Origin of the sequence: Sinomonas mesophila (assembly GCF_001999765.1) — a bacterium.
GTDB classification, from domain to species: domain Bacteria; phylum Actinomycetota; class Actinomycetes; order Actinomycetales; family Micrococcaceae; genus Sinomonas; species Sinomonas mesophila.
Genome location: NZ_KV908328.1, coordinates 22780 through 40188, shown reverse-complemented (window position 1 = coordinate 40188; position 17409 = coordinate 22780). Strand labels below are relative to the sequence as shown.

18 protein-coding genes, 1 tRNA gene and 1 pseudogene are annotated in these 17409 nt (G+C 72.4%); 13 read left to right on the top strand and 7 right to left on the bottom strand.

Annotated elements, in window-relative coordinates; genetic code table 11:
• Window positions 1-360: 360 nt before the first annotated feature.
• On the top strand, window positions 361-945 hold the full coding sequence (locus tag BV907_RS08540) for an SDR family oxidoreductase (protein ID WP_175637417.1): 585 nt from the start codon (window positions 361-363) through the stop codon (window positions 943-945).
• 33 nt (window positions 946-978) lie between these two features.
• The gene (locus BV907_RS08535) at window positions 979-1764 is read left to right on the top strand and encodes a sigma-70 family RNA polymerase sigma factor (protein WP_077489305.1); all 786 of its coding nucleotides are present in this window, start codon (window positions 979-981) and stop codon (window positions 1762-1764) included.
• 18 nt (window positions 1765-1782) lie between these two features.
• Here BV907_RS08535 and BV907_RS08530 read toward each other — a convergent pair whose 3' ends face one another.
• Complete coding sequence (locus tag BV907_RS08530; RefSeq protein WP_175637416.1) at window positions 1783-2013, bottom strand: glycosyltransferase family 9 protein; 231 nt, start codon at window positions 2011-2013, stop codon at window positions 1783-1785.
• Window positions 2014-2258: 245 nt separating this feature from the next.
• Here BV907_RS08530 and BV907_RS08525 point away from each other — a divergent pair, with 245 nt between their 5' ends.
• The 6 genes and pseudogenes from BV907_RS08525 to BV907_RS08495 all read left to right on the top strand — a co-directional run bounded on the left by BV907_RS08525 (window position 2259) and on the right by BV907_RS08495 (window position 6783).
• Window positions 2259-3545, top strand: a complete 1287-nt coding sequence (locus BV907_RS08525; protein ID WP_077489304.1) for a glycosyltransferase — start codon at window positions 2259-2261, stop codon at window positions 3543-3545.
• Window positions 3545-4597 (top strand): annotated as a pseudogene (locus BV907_RS18305) (adenylyltransferase/cytidyltransferase family protein); the annotation flags it as partial. The gene BV907_RS08525 and the pseudogene BV907_RS18305, both read left to right, overlap by 1 nt.
• Window positions 4598-4779: 182 nt before the next feature.
• Window positions 4780-5049 (top strand): DUF7218 family protein, encoded by a 270-nt coding sequence (locus tag BV907_RS08510; RefSeq protein ID WP_077489302.1) that lies wholly within the window; start codon window positions 4780-4782, stop codon window positions 5047-5049.
• Window positions 5030-5602 (top strand): DUF6328 family protein, encoded by a 573-nt coding sequence (locus tag BV907_RS08505; RefSeq protein ID WP_245827866.1) that lies wholly within the window; start codon window positions 5030-5032, stop codon window positions 5600-5602. Before BV907_RS08510 ends, BV907_RS08505 begins: the two co-directional genes overlap by 20 nt.
• Before the next feature lie 139 nt (window positions 5603-5741).
• Window positions 5742-6224 (top strand): universal stress protein, encoded by a 483-nt coding sequence (locus BV907_RS08500; RefSeq protein ID WP_077489301.1) that lies wholly within the window; start codon window positions 5742-5744, stop codon window positions 6222-6224.
• A gap of 211 nt (window positions 6225-6435) precedes the next feature.
• Complete coding sequence (locus BV907_RS08495) at window positions 6436-6783, top strand: SPW repeat domain-containing protein (protein WP_342745537.1); 348 nt, start codon at window positions 6436-6438, stop codon at window positions 6781-6783.
• A 48-nt stretch (window positions 6784-6831) separates the two neighbouring features.
• Here BV907_RS08495 and BV907_RS08490 read toward each other — a convergent pair whose 3' ends face one another.
• Window positions 6832-8745: an amylosucrase gene (locus BV907_RS08490; RefSeq protein ID WP_077489299.1), complete on the bottom strand. Its 1914-nt coding sequence runs from the start codon at window positions 8743-8745 to the stop codon at window positions 6832-6834.
• A gap of 169 nt (window positions 8746-8914) precedes the next feature.
• A tRNA-Thr gene (locus BV907_RS08485) sits at window positions 8915-8987 on the bottom strand.
• Window positions 8988-9209: 222 nt separating this feature from the next.
• On the opposite strand from BV907_RS08485, the gene BV907_RS08480 reads away from it, so the two are divergent.
• On the top strand, window positions 9210-9920 hold the full coding sequence (locus BV907_RS08480) for an HAD-IA family hydrolase (protein ID WP_245827865.1): 711 nt from the start codon (window positions 9210-9212) through the stop codon (window positions 9918-9920).
• 38 nt (window positions 9921-9958) lie between these two features.
• Here BV907_RS08480 and BV907_RS08475 read toward each other — a convergent pair whose 3' ends face one another.
• From BV907_RS08475 to tmk, 4 genes are read right to left on the bottom strand one after another with little or no spacing between them, the layout of a single operon-like run.
• Window positions 9959-10639 (bottom strand): phosphotransferase family protein, encoded by a 681-nt coding sequence (locus BV907_RS08475; protein WP_077489298.1) that lies wholly within the window; start codon window positions 10637-10639, stop codon window positions 9959-9961.
• 4 nt (window positions 10640-10643) lie between these two features.
• Complete coding sequence (locus tag BV907_RS08470) at window positions 10644-12182, bottom strand: alpha/beta hydrolase (protein ID WP_077489297.1); 1539 nt, start codon at window positions 12180-12182, stop codon at window positions 10644-10646.
• Between the two features lie 12 nt (window positions 12183-12194).
• Window positions 12195-13337, bottom strand: coding sequence for a DNA polymerase III subunit delta' (locus BV907_RS08465; protein ID WP_077489296.1), 1143 nt, complete (start codon window positions 13335-13337; stop codon window positions 12195-12197).
• Entirely contained in the window at window positions 13334-14101 is a 768-nt protein-coding gene (tmk, locus tag BV907_RS08460; protein ID WP_077489295.1) for a dTMP kinase, read from the bottom strand. The genes BV907_RS08465 and tmk overlap by 4 nt, the downstream gene beginning before the upstream one ends.
• A gap of 143 nt (window positions 14102-14244) precedes the next feature.
• Here tmk and BV907_RS08455 point away from each other — a divergent pair, with 143 nt between their 5' ends.
• The 4 genes from BV907_RS08455 to BV907_RS08440 form a co-directional block, all read left to right on the top strand.
• Window positions 14245-15420, top strand: coding sequence for a trans-sulfuration enzyme family protein (locus BV907_RS08455; protein WP_077489294.1), 1176 nt, complete (start codon window positions 14245-14247; stop codon window positions 15418-15420).
• 9 nt (window positions 15421-15429) lie between these two features.
• Window positions 15430-15750 carry a DUF2516 family protein gene (locus BV907_RS08450; protein WP_077489293.1) on the top strand — a complete coding sequence of 107 codons (321 nt, stop codon included), beginning with the start codon at window positions 15430-15432 and terminating at the stop codon, window positions 15748-15750.
• Window positions 15751-15801: 51 nt separating this feature from the next.
• A complete protein-coding gene (locus tag BV907_RS08445; RefSeq protein WP_139346675.1) occupies window positions 15802-16653 on the top strand; it encodes a class I SAM-dependent methyltransferase in 852 nt (283 codons plus the stop codon).
• 10 nt (window positions 16654-16663) lie between these two features.
• On the top strand, window positions 16664-17409 hold a 746-nt coding region (locus tag BV907_RS08440), incomplete at its 3' end, for a phosphoglyceromutase (protein WP_077489409.1).

Here is a 17409-nt window from a genome sequence, read left to right as displayed (position 1 = left end):
AAACACGCCGCTGGAACTCGCCGCTCAGGGGGCTGGGTGCAGGCTGGCAAGCAGTCCGAGACTTTCAGTGTTCTGGGTTTGTCTAGCATCAGGGAACCTGTTTCTCGAAGCCTTGTTACCCCGTTTCCGGTGTGCCTACGGTGAACTAGGCGCAGGAGGAAGAAGGAGGAGGCAGCACGTACGAGGACGCCGGAACGCACGGGTGCGACCGTACGCCGGCGTCGAGACGTTCCACCGACTGTAGGAGCCATCCTTATGTCCGGACCGGCCCGTCTCGAGCGCCGCAAGGTGCTCATCGCGGGAGAAGACGCCAGCCTGGCTCTCAGGTTGAGGGCGGTCTTGGGCAGGGCCGGGGCCGTTGTGAAGGTCCATACCCTCTCCGAGGCCACGGTCCACGGTGGGCGGCCGACGGCCGAGGGCGGCGCAGCGACCCCCGAGGAGGCCTTGGCCGAGCTCGGCGGGATCGACGTCCTCATCAACACGGGGCCCGCGGACCTTCCGCGGGGAGTCAGCCCCTCGGCGCCTCAGGACGTGGAAAGAGCACTTGCTGAGTCCATGTCCCTCCTCGTGACAAGCACCGAGGCGGCACTTCCCGCCATGGGGCCCGGAGCGAGCATCATCAATACCGTCCTCTATTCGTCTCCCTCCCGCGGCACTGAGTCGGCGCTCGAAGCGCTCGCCGGGGCCGTGCTGGACACGACGCAGGGCTGGGCAGAGGTCCTGGCCCGGCGGGGAATCCGGGTCAACGCCGTGGCGGCGGCACCGACCCGGAATAGCACAGCCACGAGCCAGGCCGGCCCCTATCTTCTGGGAGCACCCGTGGACGACGATGAGGAACTCGACGTCTTCGTGTACCTGGCCTCACAGGAGTCCTGCCGCGTCACCGGTTCGATCCTCGGCGTCTCGCGCGATCTTCAGGACGCGCGCCTAGCACAGGTTCGATGACGGGCCCGCTCCTACCCCAGCAAGGAGTCCCTCATGAAGACCATCCGCACCCGCCCGGCGGAACCCCAGGCCGTCGATCCGGCACCAGACGATCCGGCGCCAGACGATCCGGCGCCAGACGTCGGCGAGCCCGAGACGGGCGCGGCCGCTGATCTCGCCATCGAATACCTCGGCGTCGCCGATGCGCTCGCCCGGCGCTTCCGCTGCCCGGGGCACGACGCCGAGGATCTGCGCCAAGTCGCGCGGCTCGGGCTCATGAAGGCGGCCCGGCGCTACCGCGCCGCGCTCGGGCATGGATTCGTCCCGTACGCCGTGCCAACGATCGCGGGCGAGCTCAAGCGCTACCTGCGGGACCAGTCCTGGATGGTCCGCCCACCGCGCTCGGTCCAGGAGCTCCGGCTCAAGATCAACGCACTCCGGCCGCGGCTGACCCAGGAGCTCGGACACGAGCCCACGACGGCCGAGCTGAGCGCGACGACGGGTGTGCCCGCCGCGGACGTGGCAGAGGCCCAGATCGCCGATTCCTCCCTCGTGATCCAGCGCATCGAGCACGGCGACGGCGCCGAGGATCCGGAAGAGCGGCGGACCTCGTTCGTGCCCTGCGAGATCGACACGGGCTACGATCGCGTCGACACCCTGCAGTCGCTCTCGAGCGCCCTCGAGGACGCCTCCTACGACGATCGGCGGCTCCTCTACCTGAGGTTCGTCCGCGAGATGACGCAGGACGAGATCGCCGAGACGCTCGGGGTCAGCCAGATGCAGGTGTCACGCCTGCTCAAGCGCCTGCTCGTCCGCCTCAGGCGTCGCATGGCCGCCTAGCGGCACCGATTCGCCGGCTCAGGAGATCTCGAGGCCGAGCCGGCCGACGGCGTCGAGCACGTGGCCGGGGTACACGGCCAGGAGCGCGGGGTCCGGCCTCTCGGCGAAGAGCTCGCCGACGCGCTGTGTGGCATCCGTGAGCACCAGATGGGGGCCGTCCACAGGCGGCCCCCACTGCTGCGGCGCGGCGGGCCCGAAGAGCACGACCGACGGCGTCCGGTAGGCGGTCGCGACGTGCGCTTCCAGCACACATCAGACGATCCGTGGGAGCCCGCTGCCTGAGCCGGGTGGGCACCGAGGCGCCCACCGAGATGGTTTAGTCTATCGACCGCCGGGAACTGGCCTCTCATGTACACGCCGCTTCTGGGTAGCGCTCGTCCGGGGGGATCTCGTCTTCGCCGTCGACTTCGCCCTCGGCCTCTCCCTCGGCGCATCGCCCACCAGCACAGGGACCGGGCCCCGGCCCCGGCCCTCAGCGAGACGAGGAGCAGGACATGAAGATCTCGATGGTGTCTGAGCAGGCGAGTCCCCTGGCGGCGGTCGGCGGAGACGAGGCGAGCGGGCAGAACATCCACGTCGCCGAGCTCGCGGCGGCGCTCGTCCGGCGCGGCCACGAGGTGACGGTGTTCACCCGTCGCGACAGCGAGCGGCTGCACTGGGAGCAGATCCTGCCCACGGGCGTCGCGCTCGTCAACGTCGACGCCGGCCCCGCCCGGGCCGTCCCGAAGGACAGGCTCCTGCCGTACATCCCCGAGTTCGCCGAGAGGATCGCCGGATACTGGGCCGAGAACCCGCCGCACGTCGTCCACGGCCACTTCTGGGTGTCGGGGATCGCGTGCATCGAGGGCGTGGGCACGCTCCAGAGGATGGGCCTGCCGCTGCCGGCGGTCGCGCAGACGTTCCACGCCCTCGGCACCGTCAAGCGGCGCCATCAGGGCGCCGAGGACACGAGCCCCGCCGAGCGCGAGACGCTCGAGCCGTGGGTCGCGCGCAGCGTGGACCGCGTCATCGCTACGTGCCCCGACGAGGCCTTCGAGCTCCGCGGCCTGGGTGTGGGCAGACGGCGCATCTCGATCGTCCCGTGCGGCGTGGACACCTCGGTGTTCACCCCTGAGGGCCCGGCGCGGCCCCGCGGATCGCGCCTCCGGCTCGCGGCGATCGGCCGGCTCGTGCCGCGCAAGGGCGTCGACACGGTCATCGAGGCCCTCGGCCTGCTTGCCGCCGAGGGGCGCAGGGACATCGAGCTCGTCGTCGCGGGCGGGGCCCTGCCCAAGGACAGGATCGCCTCCGACCCCGAGGTGCGCCGGCTGCGGGCCCTCGCCGAGTCGCTCGGCGTCGAGGGCCAGGTCATCTTCGCCGGGCAGGTCGCGAGGGACGACATGCCGGCCCTCATGCGCAGCATGGACGCCGTCATGTGCACGCCCTGGTACGAGCCTTTCGGGATCGTCCCGCTCGAGGCCATGGCGAGCGGCGTGCCGCTCGTCGTCGCGGCCGTCGGGGGGCTCAGCGAGACGGTGGTCGACGGCGTCACGGGCCTGCACGTCCCGCCCCGGGACCCCGGGAGCGTCGCCGAGGCGATCGCCCGGCTCGCGGACGACGCCGGCCTGCGGGCCTCGCTCGGGGCGGCCGGCGTCGAGCGCGCACGCTCGCGCTACACCTGGGACCGCGTCGCCGCGGACACCGAGCGGGTGTATCGGGCCATGCGGGACCATTGGGAACGCCCCGCGGCGGACGTCGAGGCCTCCAGGAGCCGTCTTCGGCGTGTCGAAGGAGCACGTTGATGAGCGCCGCGGCGTCGCTTGGCCCCGCGGCCGCCCCTCCTGCCGGACCCGCCGCCGCCCCTCCTGCCGGACCCGCCGCCGCCCGCGGGTCTTCCCCGTCCGCCGCCCGTGTCCACGCCACCGGCCGGCCCGCCGCGCTCGAGCGGGCGAGGATCGCCGTCGTGGGGGACACCCTCCTGGACATCGACCTGCACGGGCACGCCGCTCGGCTCTGCCCCGACGCGCCGGCGCCCGTCGTCGACGTCGGCCGTCGGCTCGAGCGCCCCGGCGGCGCGGGGCTCGTCGCGACGCTCCTCGCGGACGACGGCCACGACGTCCGGCTCGTCACGGCGCTGTCGGAGGACGACGCCGGCCACCGCCTCCGGCGCCTGCTCGCCCGCGTGGAGCTGGCCGCGGGGGAGCTCCCGGGGCCGACGCCCGTCAAGATGCGTGTGACGGCGGACGGCCAGCGCGTGGCCCGGATCGACGAGGGCTGCGGGCCCACGCCCCAGCCGCTCGTCGACGGCACCATGCTCGCGGCGCTCGAGGGCGTCGACGCCGTGCGGCGCGGGGGACCGCTTCGCGTCCGCCCTCGCCGCGGCGCTCGCCCGCGGCGAGTCCCTCGAGGCCGCGGCGGAGTCGAGCGTCGCGACGGCCGTCGCGTTCCTGGCGAGCGGGGGAGTCTCCGGCTGCTTCGACCTCCTGCACGCCGGCCACGTGCGCCTCCTCGAGGCAGCGCGTGCGATGGGCGACTGCCTCATCGTGTGCCTCAACTCCGACGACTCGGTGCGCCGGCTCAAGGGCGAGGGCCGCCCCGTCATGGGCCAGGCCGACCGCGCCGAACTCCTCGAGGCCCTGAGCTGCGTCGACGCCGTCGAGATCTTCGACGAGGACACGCCCGAGCGCGCCATCTCCCGGCTCAGGCCCCATGTCTGGGCCAAGGGCGGCGACTACCGCGCCGAGGACCACCCCGAGACCTCGCTCCTGCGCCGCTGGGGAGGCCAGACCCCGATCGTCCGCTCGAACCCGGACGGTCGACGACGTCGCTCGCCGAGGCGATCTCCGGCCTCGGCCGACCGCACACCCCCGCGGTGCGACGGGCGGCTCGAGATGCTCGGCTACGTGGACGGCGCCGGTGCCGGTCCCGAGACGGAAGGGTGTGAGGTTGCCGCGCCGGGGGAATAGTCCTCTGTCCGCATCACGCGGACGTGCGCCAAGTGCGCACGCGGACAACGGGACGGAAGGAGTGGCGGGCATGCCAGGCAGGAAGACACCTCCGAGCATCAAGGACCCGGAGCTGTACGAGAAGCTCCGCGACCAGGGCGACTCGAAGGAGAAGGCCGCGCGGATCTCCAACGCCTCCGCGAAGGAGGGCCGGAAGAAGGTCGGCAGCCGCGGGGGCAAGGCAGAGGACTATGAGGACCGCACCGTCGACGAGCTGCGCAAGCGCGCCAAGGAGCTCGGCCTCACCGGGTACTCATCGATGAAGAAGGCCGAGCTCATCGATGCCATCCGGAATCACTGACCCCGGCGCGGCCGTCCGCAAGAACGGGGCCGCGCCGTCGGACGAGTACCTGCGCCGCGAGACCTACGCCGAGAAGCTGGACCGGAACTGGGCGGAGATCCTGCAGGAGCTGCGCATCCTGCAGACGGGGCTCCAGCTCATCGCCGGCTTCCTCCTGACCCTGCCGTTCCAGGCCCGGTTCGCGACCCTCGACGCCTACGGCGTGTGGCTCTACCTGATCAATGTGCTCACTGCCGCGGCGGCGCTCGCTGTCGTCCTCATGCCCCTGAGCGTCCACCGCTGGCTCTTCCGGCGCCAGGTCAAGAACCGGCTCGTAAGCAGCGGCGCGTGGGCGGCCAAGCTCGGACTCGCGCTCGCGGCCATGCTCATCGTCGGGACGACGGCGTTCATCTTCGACACCGTGCTGGGCCGCATGGAGTCCTGGATCGCAGGCGGGAGCCTCCTGCTCCTGTGCCTCGTCATGTTCATCGCGGTCCCGGCCTCCTTGCTCCGCGGAGTCGGAAGCGAGCGATTCGCGCGGCCCGACGAGCCGGGGCGCGAGGCGGACGGCTGAGCGGGGCGCGCGCCACCGCGGTGCCTCGGCGTGGCCCCGACCCCGCTGCCCGAGGCCGCGGCGGCGACGGTGGCCCGGTGGCGCGGACGCGAGTCCCAAGGCCCTAGCCGTCCGCCGCCGGGAGGCCTACCGTCAAAGTATGGCCGAGGAAAAGGCCGGGGGCGGGCGCGGGATCGTCGTGGGCGTGGACGGCTCGCCTCTTTCCGTCGATGCCCTCCGCTGGGCAGCACGCCTCGTGCCGATCCTCGGTGGGCCGATCATCGCTGTCGCCGCGTGGCACGTTCCCAATGCCGGGTTCATCGACGCCGCGGGGATCGAGTGGAACCCCGAGGAGGACGCCCGCACGGTCCTCGAGAGTGCGCTGTCCGAGGCCTACGGCGACGAGCGGCCGGAGGACCTCGAAGTCCGTCTCGTGCATGGACGTCCCGCCCCGACCCTCATCGGGGAGAGCCGCGGGGCGCGCCTGCTCATCGTCGGCTCGCGCGGCCTCGGCGGCTTCATGGGGATGCTCCTCGGCTCCGTGAGCCGGGCCTGCGCGGAGCACGCGGAGGTTCCCGTGCTCGTGCTGCATGCCGGGGGAAGCAGGTCGGGGAGTACCGCCGTGCCTGATCCGCCGATGTGAGCCCTGCGCACGCCCCCCACCAAAAGCCGCTGCGGTCGCCGTCACAGAGGCGTCGCTAGGCCACGGGGCCTTTACACCGATGCCAGCCGGGCGTGTACTGGAGTCGGCCAGCGGCTTCAGGCGCCGGCGCCCTGTGCACCGACCCACCACTGACCGGCTCCCCCGGGAGGCCGGGGGACGTGAGAGATGGGAGGCACCTATGAAGAAGTGGATGCGTTGGGAAGACTACGTCGCCATCGCGGCGGGCCTCTACACAGCGCTCTCGGTGATGTGGACGGTCCAGTCGGCTTCGTCGACGACCCTCATGCTCGTCTTCGGCGTCCTGCTGATCGTCACGGGTGTGCTCAACCTGGCCATGCCGGGCACGCCTTGGCTCGAGTACGCGCAGGCAGCGGTCGGCGTCCTGCTGTTCGTGTCCCCCTGGATGGGCATGTACACGTCCCAGATGGGCGCGTCGTGGACGTCCTGGATCGCCGGTCTTGTCGCCGCAGGCGTGACGGCCGCCGCGATCAAGCCGGCCATGGACGCACGGCACCACCGCGTGATGCCCTCGCACTGAGCACTGCGTGATCCACTCCCGGCCGCGGCGCCACGCGCCGCGGCCGCCCTATGCCCCGCGCCGGACCCGGAGCCAGGTGAACTCCTGCGCGGGCAGCGTGATGCCGTCGCCGAGGGGCACGACCAGCCCCGTGAAGAGATCCTCGGCGTCCGGGTCGAAGCCCGAGAGCCTCAGCGGGGCGATGTGCTGGGGGCTGTCGGAGAAGTTCGCGAGGACGAGCACGGCGCCAGATTCTCCCGGGCGCTGGTAGGCGAGCACGTGCCGGTTCCCGGGGAAGAAGTCGACGAGCCGGTTGCCCCCGAACTCCGGGGTCCTGGCCCGGACGGCGAGCATCTTCTTCAGGTCCGCGTAGATCCTGCCCTCATGGCTCCAGGGATCGTCGCGTCGCGCGTAGCGCTGGGCGGGGTAATGCGGCCGGTGGACCCAGCGGCTGTCCGCCTCGTGGCCGGGCTCCTCCGCGTAGCGGTAGTCGTTGAGCTGGCCCACCTCGTCGCCGAGGTAGATGAGCGGGATGCCTCCCGTGCTGATCGCGATCGAGTGGGCGAGCAGGATCCGGCGGATGGCCTCCTCGGTGCCGTCCTCGAGGCCGCACAGCGACGCCGTCGTGCCGGAGATGCGGCAGTCTCCCGTGCGGGGGTTGTCCTGGAAGGGCACGCCGCGGGCGAAGCTCCCGGGGTAGCGATTGACGTAGAAGCGGTTGAGGAAGCGGCGGTGGTCGAAGCCGTTGATGCCGAGCTCTGCGGCGTCCTCGTCCGCGAACGTCCAGCCGATGTCGTCGTGGCTGCGCACGTAGTTGACCCACGAGGTGCCCTCGGGGAGGTTGTGCCGCCGCTCGAGCGCCTGGGAGAGCAGCGACGCGTCCCGGGTCGCGAGGGCCTCCCACGTGAGGGCCATCTCGAGCGGGTTGTAGGAGATCTGGCATTCGGCCGGGTCGATGTACGTCACGACCTCGTCGGGGTGCACGATCGCCTCGGACTTGAACAGGAGCGAGGGTGCCGCGAGCCGGCAGACGGCGTTGAATGCGCGCAGCAGCCAGTGCGCCTCAGGCAGGCTCTCGCAGCTCGTGCCGAGACGCTTCCAGATGAAGGCGACCGCATCCATCCGCAGGATGTCGACACCCTGGTTGGCGAGGAACAGCATCTCGCCGGCCATGGCCCGGAACACGGCGGGGTTGGAGTAGTTGAGGTCCCACTGGAAGGTGTGGAACGTGGCCCATACCCAGCGCCCGCCCGGAAGGGGCACGAAGGAGCCGGGGTGGTCGTCGGGGAAGATCTCGCGGACGGTGCTCTCGTAGGCGTCCGGCATGGCCCGGTCGGGGAAGATCCAGTAGTAGTCCGAGTACTCCCGGTCCCCTGCGGCCGCGCGCCGGGCCCACTCGTGCTCGTTCGAGGTGTGGTTGAAGATGAAGTCCGCGACGAGGCTGATGCCGTGCGCGCGCAGCTCGGCGGCGACGTCCCGGAGCTCCTCCATGGACCCCAGCCGGGGGTTGACCTCCCGGTAGCTCGAGACGGCGTAGCCGCCGTCCGAGTTCGGCTCCGGGGCGAGGAAGAGCGGCATGAGGTGCAGGTAGGTGAGCCCGAGCTCCTTGAAGTAGGGGATGTGCTCCCGGAGGCCCGCGAGGCTTCCCGCATAGCGGTCCACGTAGCACACGCCCCCGAGCATCTCGCGGGCCTGGAACCAGGCCGGGCTCGCGTCCCGGCGCGCGTCGAGCTCCTTGAGCTCCGCGGGCCGGCGCTGCCACGAGGCCGCGCACTCGACGACGAGGGCCCCCAAGTGCTCGAGCCAGTCGCCGCGCCCGCCGTAGAGCTGCTCGAAGAGCCGGGCGAGGTCCGCGAAGTGCTCATCGAAGCGGCGGCGGAAGGCCTCCCACTCCGGCCCCGAGCGCTCGAGCCCCTCGGCGGCCTCGAGGGCCGCGAGGGCATGCTCGCGCGGCTGCTGCTCGACGGTGGCGGTCTCCGCCATGGGACTCCTCCTGGGCCGGTCTGCATCGGCCCGGGGCAGGCCGTGTGGCCTACGTTACTTTCGTGCCGTCGGGAGCGGAACTGTGACAGGAGTGACTGGCGATGCGGGCTGCGGGCGTGCCGGAAATGCAGAGAACCCCTTCCCGAGGGAAGGGGTTCTCTGGCTCTCGAGCCTCCTAGCGGGATCGAACCGCTGACCTTCTCATTACGAGTGAGACGCTCTACCGGCTGAGCTAAGGAGGCAACCGGAGCAACCGCCGGGGCGGATCCACCGAGTGACTACTCTAGACGAGCCCAGCACCCGCGGTCAAAACGGGCGGTGCCGGACCGTGCGCAGGACGACGGCGGTCTCGGACCGGGCGAGTTCACCCCGCGTACGCGGCGCGTTCAGCGCCGCGACGGGACGTGCTGCGATCCTCGGATGACCCCCGTCCACGGGGGCCACCAAGAGGATCGAGGACGACTGTGACCCTGTACCCGCCGGCCGCCGGACCGCTCGCCCCGCGCCTCGCCGTGCTGGACATGAACGGGACGACCGTGATGGACGGCGGCGCGGCCGAGCGGGCCGTCGAGCACGCCCTCGCCTCGTGTGGGGTCGCCGGCGCCCGGCTCGACGCGGCCCTCGCCCGGTCGCGCCGGAGCGCGGGCCTGGACCGCTCCGAGCTGTTCGCCGGGGTGTTCGCGGGCGACGCCGACGCCGCCCGGGCGGCGACGCGCGCCTTCGCTGCCGCGTACGACGCGATGATCGCCCAAGGCGCGGTCCGGCCCGTGCCCGGGGCGGAGGAGACCGTGCACGAGCTGCGCGGCAACGGCGTCCGCGTGTGCCTCGCGACGGGCTTCGGCCGCCACACCCAGAACAGCATCCTGGAGGCCCTCGGCTGGATGGGGCTCGCCGACCTGTCCCTGTGCTCCGAGGACGCAGGGCGCGGCCGGCCCTACCCGGACATGGTCCTCACGGCGGTGCTCGCGCTCGACGTCGACGACGTCCGCGACGTCCTCGTCGTCGGCGACACGGCCGCGGACATCGCCTCCGGCCTGCGCTCGGGCGTGGGCGCCGCCGTCGGCGTCCTCACTGGAGCCCAGTCCCGCGGCGAGCTGGCCGCGGCGGGGGCGACCGCCGTCGTGCCCTCGATCGCCGACCTGCCGGGGCTCCTCTGGCCCCGCGGGGCGGCTTAGGGCGTCTCTCCCTCCTGGCGTAGCCAGATGGTGCAGGTCTACTCCTGCCAGCTGGCTGTCGCGGCAGCACGCTCCCGCCACTGCTTCGCGCCTGGACCGTTCGGCTCCCAGCGGTTGCAGAACTGCCATAAGGACTCGCATCTGGTCAGCATGGCCCCTTGGCGGACCAGCCAGGGCGGTACGTCTCCGCCGTACGCGCGGAAGAAATGGCCGAGTGCCTCCTGGTGCCCCGGATGGTGCATCCGTACGATCCACTCGCACCAAGCCAGATCCTCGACGGGGTCCCCGAGATGGGCAAACTCCCAATCGACGACGGCGGTGACCTGGAAAGTATCGGGATCGAGCAGCACATTCTGGGGGCCGAAATCACCGTGCACCAGCACCTTGTCCGCCGTTGATGCATCCGAGGACAGCACGCTGGGGTCGATCGCATGGATGCGGCGCAGCAACCCTCCGCACGTCTCCAATACCGCCGCAGCGTGACCGTCGTCGAGTAGTTCCTGGCCAGGAACGCCTGTCACGAAGCCGAGCGTGAGGGTCCCATCATCCACTCCGCGCAGCGGCGGCACAGGCAACTGTCCCTCGAGCCGGTTCAGCAGCCTGTACTCGCGATCAAGCCTGAACTCGGCGTCGGGCCCCTCGTAGGTCTTCTTCACGACGGCTCCGTCTCCAACGGTGTGGTTGGTGTAGCCGTGCTTGAATGGACGCACCGATCCCATGAGGTCAGCAGCGCGCGCCGTCCGCCGGGGCCCGGCCGTCCACGAGGTAGGCGTCGACGGCGTCGTCCACGCACTGCGAGCCGCGGCCGTAGGCCGTGTGGCCCTCGCCGGTCCAGGTCAGGAGCGCGGCGTTGCCAAGCTGGCCGCGCAGGGCCCCGGCCCACTCGACGGGCGTCGCCGGGTCGCCGGTCGTGCCCACGACGAGGATCGGGCTCTTGCCCGAGTACTCCGCAGGGGCAGGAGTCCGGACGGGCTTGGCGGGCCAGTCGCGGCAGTTCACGGGCCCGTACGCAAAAAACTCGCCGAGCGTGGGGGAGTCCTGAATGAGCTCGGCGGCCTCGGCGCGCATCGAGGCGGGGTCCGCATTGACCTGGTAGTCGAGGCAGTTATAGGCCATGAACGCGTTCGTGCCGTTCGAGCTGTACGTCCCGTTCGGGTTCCGGTCCGCCGAGAGGTCGGCGAGGCGCAGCATGCCCGAGCCGTCGCCGCGGAACGCGCCCGAGAGCGCCTGGTTCAGGGCCGGCCAGTTCCGGTCGTTGTAGAGGGGCAGGATGAACCCGTTGACGAAGTCGATCGAGTTCAAGGTCCGACCGTCGGTCGTGGGCAGCGGGCTCGCCTTGACCCGGTCGAGGAGCGCCCGGATCTGGGCGACGGCGTCGTCCTCGGTGCCCGTGAGCGGGCAGCCGTTCTGCCCGAGGCACGCGCGCACGTAGCTGCGGATCGCGGCCTCGAAGGCGCGGGCCTGTCCGCGCGTGATCGCGTGGTTGTCGAGCGAGGGGTCCATGGCGCCGTCGAACACCATGCGGCCCACGCGGTCGGGGAACAGGCCCGCGTAGGTCGAGCCGAGGAAGGTCCCGTAGGAGTACCCCAGGTAGTTCAGCTGGGACTGCCGGGTCGCCGCGGCGCGGATGATGTCGAGGTCCCTGGCCGAACTCTCCGTGTCGGTGTGGGCCAGCACCGGGCCGGTGTTCGCCGTGCACGCGTCGATGGTCTCGCGCTGGAGCGCGAACGCCGCCTCGAGCCCGGGATCCGTGGCCGTGTCGACGGTCATCTGGCGCATGCGGTCCCGGCCGGCGTCGTCGAGGCACGTCACGGGGGCCGAGCGCTTGACTCCCCGCGGGTCGAAGCCGATCACCGAGTAGGCGTTGAGCAGGTCCTCGGTGAACATCGACTGCACCGAGTCCTTGACCATGTCCACGCCGGAGGCGCCGGGCCCGCCGGGGTTGACCACGAGGCTCGACGTCGCGTGGCGGCCCGTGAGCCGGATCAGCGCGAGGTCGATCGTCTCCCCGTCCGGGGCGTCGTAGTCCACAGGCACGGTCACGGTGGCGCACTCGTAGTTGTCCTCGCACGGCGCCCAGTCCACGCTCTGCGTGTAGAACCGGCCGAGGCCGGCGGGGGCGCCCTCGGTCGCGGCGGGGTCCGTCGACGGCTGGCCGGAGCCTGCGCTGACCGGGACGCAGCCCGTGAGCGCGAGGGCGGCCGCGACCAGCACGAGGACGGCGGCGCGGGCCCGGGCGGCGAGCGGGGCGGGGAACGTCACGGGTGTCTCTCCTCAGATCAGGCCCACGGCCATCGCCTCGACCGCGAGCAGCGGGGCGACGTTCGTGGTGGTGATGCGTTGGCGGGTCAGGTTGATGGCGTCCATGCGGGCCAGGGTCTTCTCGGGCGTCGAGCCGGCGGCGAACTCGGCCACCTCCGCCGCGAGCCCTGAGTTGACGAGCTCGACGCCGTTGCCGAGCTGGATGACGAGGACATCGCGGTAGAACGAGAGCAGGTCGGTGAGCGTGCGGTCGAGCGAGTCCGTCACGCTGCGCTTCGCGCGGCGCTTCTGGTCCTCCTCGAGCTGGCGGACCTGGGCGCGCAGCGACGGCGGCAGCTTGTCGCCCTCCCGGATGCCGAGCGTGGCGAGGAGCCGCGCCCGCTCGGCGGCGCCGCGCTCCTCGTTCGACGACGTGGCCTCGTCCGTGGCGATCCTCGTCAGCTGCTCGGCGAGCGCCACCGCCTGGGAGACGGTCTTGAGGCTCAGGGGCAGGCGGACCGTCTCGCTCCGCCGCTCCCGGGCCGCAGCGTCCTGCACGAGCCGGCGCGCGATCCCGATGTGGCTCTGTGCCGCGCGGGCGGCCTCGAGCGCGAGGTGCGGGTCGGCGCCGTCGCGCTCGACGAGCAGCGCGGCGACGTCCTCCACGGGCGGGAGGCGGAGCCCCACGGGGCGACAGCGCGAGCGGATCGTGACCAGCACGTCCGCGGGGGAGGGAGCGCACAGCATCCAGACCGTGCGCGGCGTCGGCTCCTCGATGGCCTTGAGCAGCACGTTGGTCGTGCGCTCGGCCATGCGGTCCGCGTCCTCGACGACGATGATCCGCCAGCGGCCCGCCTGCGGCCGGTCGCCGGCCTTGGCCACCATCTCGCGGGCCTCGTCGATCGTGATCGTGACCTTCTCGGTGCGCACGAAGACGACGTCGGGGTGGGTCTCGCCGAGCACCTCGCGGCAGCCCTCGCACACGCCGCAGCCGCGGGCCAGGACGTCGTCCACCTCGCAGTTGAGCGCCGCCGCGAAGGCCTTCGCCGCCGTCGAGCGCCCGGAACCGGGAGGCCCCGTGAAGAGCCACGCGTGGGTCAGGCCCTCGCCCGCGGCAGCACGGCGCAGCTGCTCGACGACGTGCGCCTGGCCGCGCAGGTCGGCCCACACGCTCATGCGTGGGCCCGCTTCCCGGCGGCAGGGTCCCCGGCGGCTGTGTCCTCGGCCGGGCGAGCCGCCGTGCCCGCGCTCGCCGCGCGCCGCGCCCGGAGCCGCGCTTCGACCTCCGAGACGATCTCGCCGGCCAGGTCATCCGGCGCGCGGCCTGCGTCGAGGACGAGGGAGGCGTCCGGGCGCGCGGCGGCGAGTTGGAGGAACGCCGAGCGCACCTGCCGGTGGAACGCATCCGGCTCGGACTCGAGACGGTCCTCGGCCGCCTCGCCGGCGGTGCGCCGCGCCCGGCCCTCGGCCTCGTCGACGTCGAGCAGCACCGTCAGGTCGGGCCACAGGCCGTCGGTTGCCCACTCGTTGAGCGCGCGGACGGCGTCCTCCCCGAGGGCCCTCCCGACGCCCTGGTACACGACCGAGGAACCGATGTAGCGGTCGGTGATGACGACGGCGCCGCGCGCGAGGGCGGGGCCGATCGCCTGGGCGACGTGGGCGGCCCGCGCCGCGGCGAAGATGAGGGCCTCGGTGCGTGGGTCGATCTCGCCGTGCCCGTGCTCGAGGACGAGGGCGCGCAGCTTCTCACCGATCTCCGTCCCGCCCGGCTCGCGCGTGAGCAGCACCTCGTGCCCGGCCGCGCGCAAGGACTCGGCCAGGAGCCGCGCCTGGGTGGACTTCCCCGCGCCGTCGCCGCCCTCGAACGCGACGAAGAGCCCGGGGGCCTGAGCCTGGGCCGGGCCGCGGGAGGGCACGGAAGCGTGCGAGGGAGTCACCATTCAAGGGTACCGGGGGAAGCTGGACGCCCGCCGTGCGCGGGCCCACCTGTGGACAGCCGTCGGTCCATGCCGGCCGGGCCGCGCTCCGGCCGCCGACCGATGCCGGACGGGGGCGAGCCCCGTCCGTGCCATAGATTGGGCGTATGACCGCTGACCGAGACTATGCGTATCCCCACCTCGACGCCGACGCCCTCGCGCAGCTTAGCCCGGAGACTCTCACGGTCGCCGCGGGCCGGCCGGAACGCGGCCCCGACGCGCCGGTGAACCCGGAGATCGTCCTGTCCTCGACCTTCATGGGCCTCGGCGGCATCGGCGGGGGCGCCCGCGGCTACGGCCGCTTCTCGAACCCGACGTGGGAGCCGTTCGAGGCGGCCGTGGGCCAGCTCGAGGGCTCGGCGCTCCCCGCGCTCCTCTTCAGCTCGGGCATGGGCGCGGTCGCCGCGGCGATGTCCCTCGTGCCGGTGGGCGGGGTCCTCGTCGTCCCGCGGCATTCCTACTCCGGGACACTCGGGCTCGCCCAGAGCAAGGCCGAGCGCGGCGAGCTGCGGCTCATCGAGGTGGACATAGCGGACACAGAGCAGACCGTCGCGGCGCTCGACGGCGCGGACCTCCTCTGGGTCGAGAGCCCCACCAACCCCATGATGGAGGTCGCGGACCTGCCCGCCCTCGTCGAGGCGGCCCGCGCGCGCGGCGTGCTCGTCGTCGTCGACAACACCTTCAGCACCCCGCTCGGGCAGCGGCCGCTCGGCGTGGGCGCGGACGTCGTCGTGCACTCGGCCACCAAGTACCTCGCGGGGCATTCGGACGTGCTCCTTGGCGTGGCCATCGCCGCGACCGAGCAGCTCCGCACACGGATGCACGTCCACCGCACGCTCCACGGGGCGATCGCCGGCCCAGTCGAGGCGTGGCTCGGGCTGCGCGGCCTGCGGACCCTCGCGCTGCGCGTCGAACGCTCGCAGGCGAGCGCCGCCGAGCTGGCCCGACGGCTCGAGGAGCACCCCGCCGTCGCGCGCGTGCGTTACCCCGGCCTGCCCTCGGACCCAGGCCACGAGCGCGCGGCCAAGCAGTTCACCGGCTTCGGCTCGGTCGTGAGCATCGAGCTCGACGACGCCGAGGCCGCGGACGCGTTCGTTGCGCGCCTGGCGCTGTGGCTCCCGGCGACCTCGCTCGGCGGCGTCGAGTCCACGATCGAGCGGCGGCGCCGGCACCTCGCCGAGCCGCTCACGGTGCCCGAGGGGCTTGTGCGGCTGAGCGTGGGGATCGAGAACGTCGACGACCTGTGGGACGACCTCCGCCAGGCCCTCGACGGCGGACGGTAGGCTGGGGGGGTGGAAGGCGCAATCCTGATCTCCTACATCCAGATCGCCACGTTCTTCGTGACGGGGTTCATCTGTGCGGCCATCTCCGTGTGGGCCTTCGTGGACTGCATGGTCCGCAAGGGTCCGGCCTTCGAGGCCAACAGCAAGCGGACCAAGGGCTTCTGGCTCGGCCTCACGGGCGGGGCGAGCCTCGTCACCCTCCTGGGCCTCCTTGTCCCTGGCAGTGGGCTGCTCCTGAGCTTCGGCGGCTACGGGCTGTTCAACATCGCCGCCGTCACCGCGGCCGGCGTCTACCTCGCGGACGTCCGCCCCGCGGTCGCCTCCCGGTGACCGCCCGCACCGTGCCCGCAGCCGTCTCCCCCCGCCCCTAGGCGGCCGCCCGTGGTGCAGAAGGCGAGCCCCGTCCGCCCGGGGCACCGCGGCGTCGTCGGCAACGTCACGAGGGGGACCACCAACCCGAACCGCATGCGCCGCGTCGACCGCTGGATCACCGGCACCCACGCGCGGCGGATCCGCGCCCTGGCGCCCGCGCCGCTCGCCGTCGACCTCGGCTACGGCGCCTCGCCGACCACCGCCGTCGAACTCTTCACGCGGCTGCGGGCCTTCCGGCCGGATGTACGGCTCACGGGGGTCGAGATCGAGCCCGGCCGGGTCGAGGCCGCGAAGCCGCTCGAGCGCGAGGGCCTCGACTTCCGGCTCGGCGGCTTCGAGCTGCCCGTCGCCGAGCCGCCCGCGCTCGTGCGCGCGTTCAACGTCCTGCGCCAGTACGAGGAGGCGGACGTGGCGGCCATCTGGGAGCTCGTGTGCTCGCGCCTTGCCCCGCACGGCCTCTTCGTCGAGGGGACGTGCGACGAGATCGGCCGCCGCGCGGCATGGGTCGCGCTCGACGCCGGGGGGCCGCTCACGCTGTCCCTCGCCGTGCGGTTCGGCGCGTTCGAGCGCCCGTCCGACATCGCGGAGCGCCTGCCGAAGGCGCTCATCCACCGCAACGTCCCCGGGGAGCGCGTGCACGCGTTCCTCTCCGCGCTCGACGCCGCGTGGCTGGCCGCCGCCCCGCTCGCGCCCTTCGGCACCCGGCAGCGCTGGATCGCGACGTGCCGGGCCGCGAAGGCAGCGGGCTGGCCCGTGCTGCACGGCCCCTCGAGGTGGCGGCTCGGCGAGCTCACGGTCGCCTGGGAGGCGGTGAGGCCGGGCGGCGTCATGGAGGACGGGCCGGGCCCGCGCGGCCGATAGCATGGTCCCCATGACCTACACGCTCATCCTCCTGCGCCATGGGCACAGCGAGTGGAACGCCAAGAACCTGTTCACCGGCTGGGTGGACGTGGACCTCAACGACCAGGGCCGCAAGGAGGCCCAGCGCGGCGGCGAGCTGCTGGTCGAGGAGGGCTACCTCCCGGACATCCTGCACACCTCGCGGCTCAAGCGCGCGATCAACACCGCGAATATCGCCCTCGACGCGGCGGACCGCGGCTGGATCGACGTCAAGCGCAGCTGGCGGCTCAACGAGCGCCACTACGGCGCGCTGCAGGGCAAGGACAAGGCCCAGACCCTCGCCGAGTTCGGCGAGGACCAGTTCATGACGTGGCGCCGCTCCTACGACACCCCGCCGCCCGCCCTCGCGGACGACTCGGAGTTCTCGCAGGCAGGCGACCCCCGCTACGCGGACCTCGGCGACGACATCCCGCGGACCGAGTGCCTCAAGGACGTCCTCGAGCGCCTCATGCCGTACTGGGAGAGCGAGATCAAGGACGACCTCCGGGCCGGCAAGACGGTCCTCGTGACCGCGCACGGCAACTCGCTGCGCGCGCTCGTGAAGCACCTCGACGGCATCAGCGACGACGAGATCGCCGCCCTCAACATCCCCACGGGCATCCCCCTCGTCTACGAGCTCGACGAGGACTTCCAGCCTCTGAAGCCCGGCGGCACCTACCTCGACCCGGTGGCCGCCGCGGCCTCGATCGAGGCCGTCAAGAACCAGGGCCGCAAGTA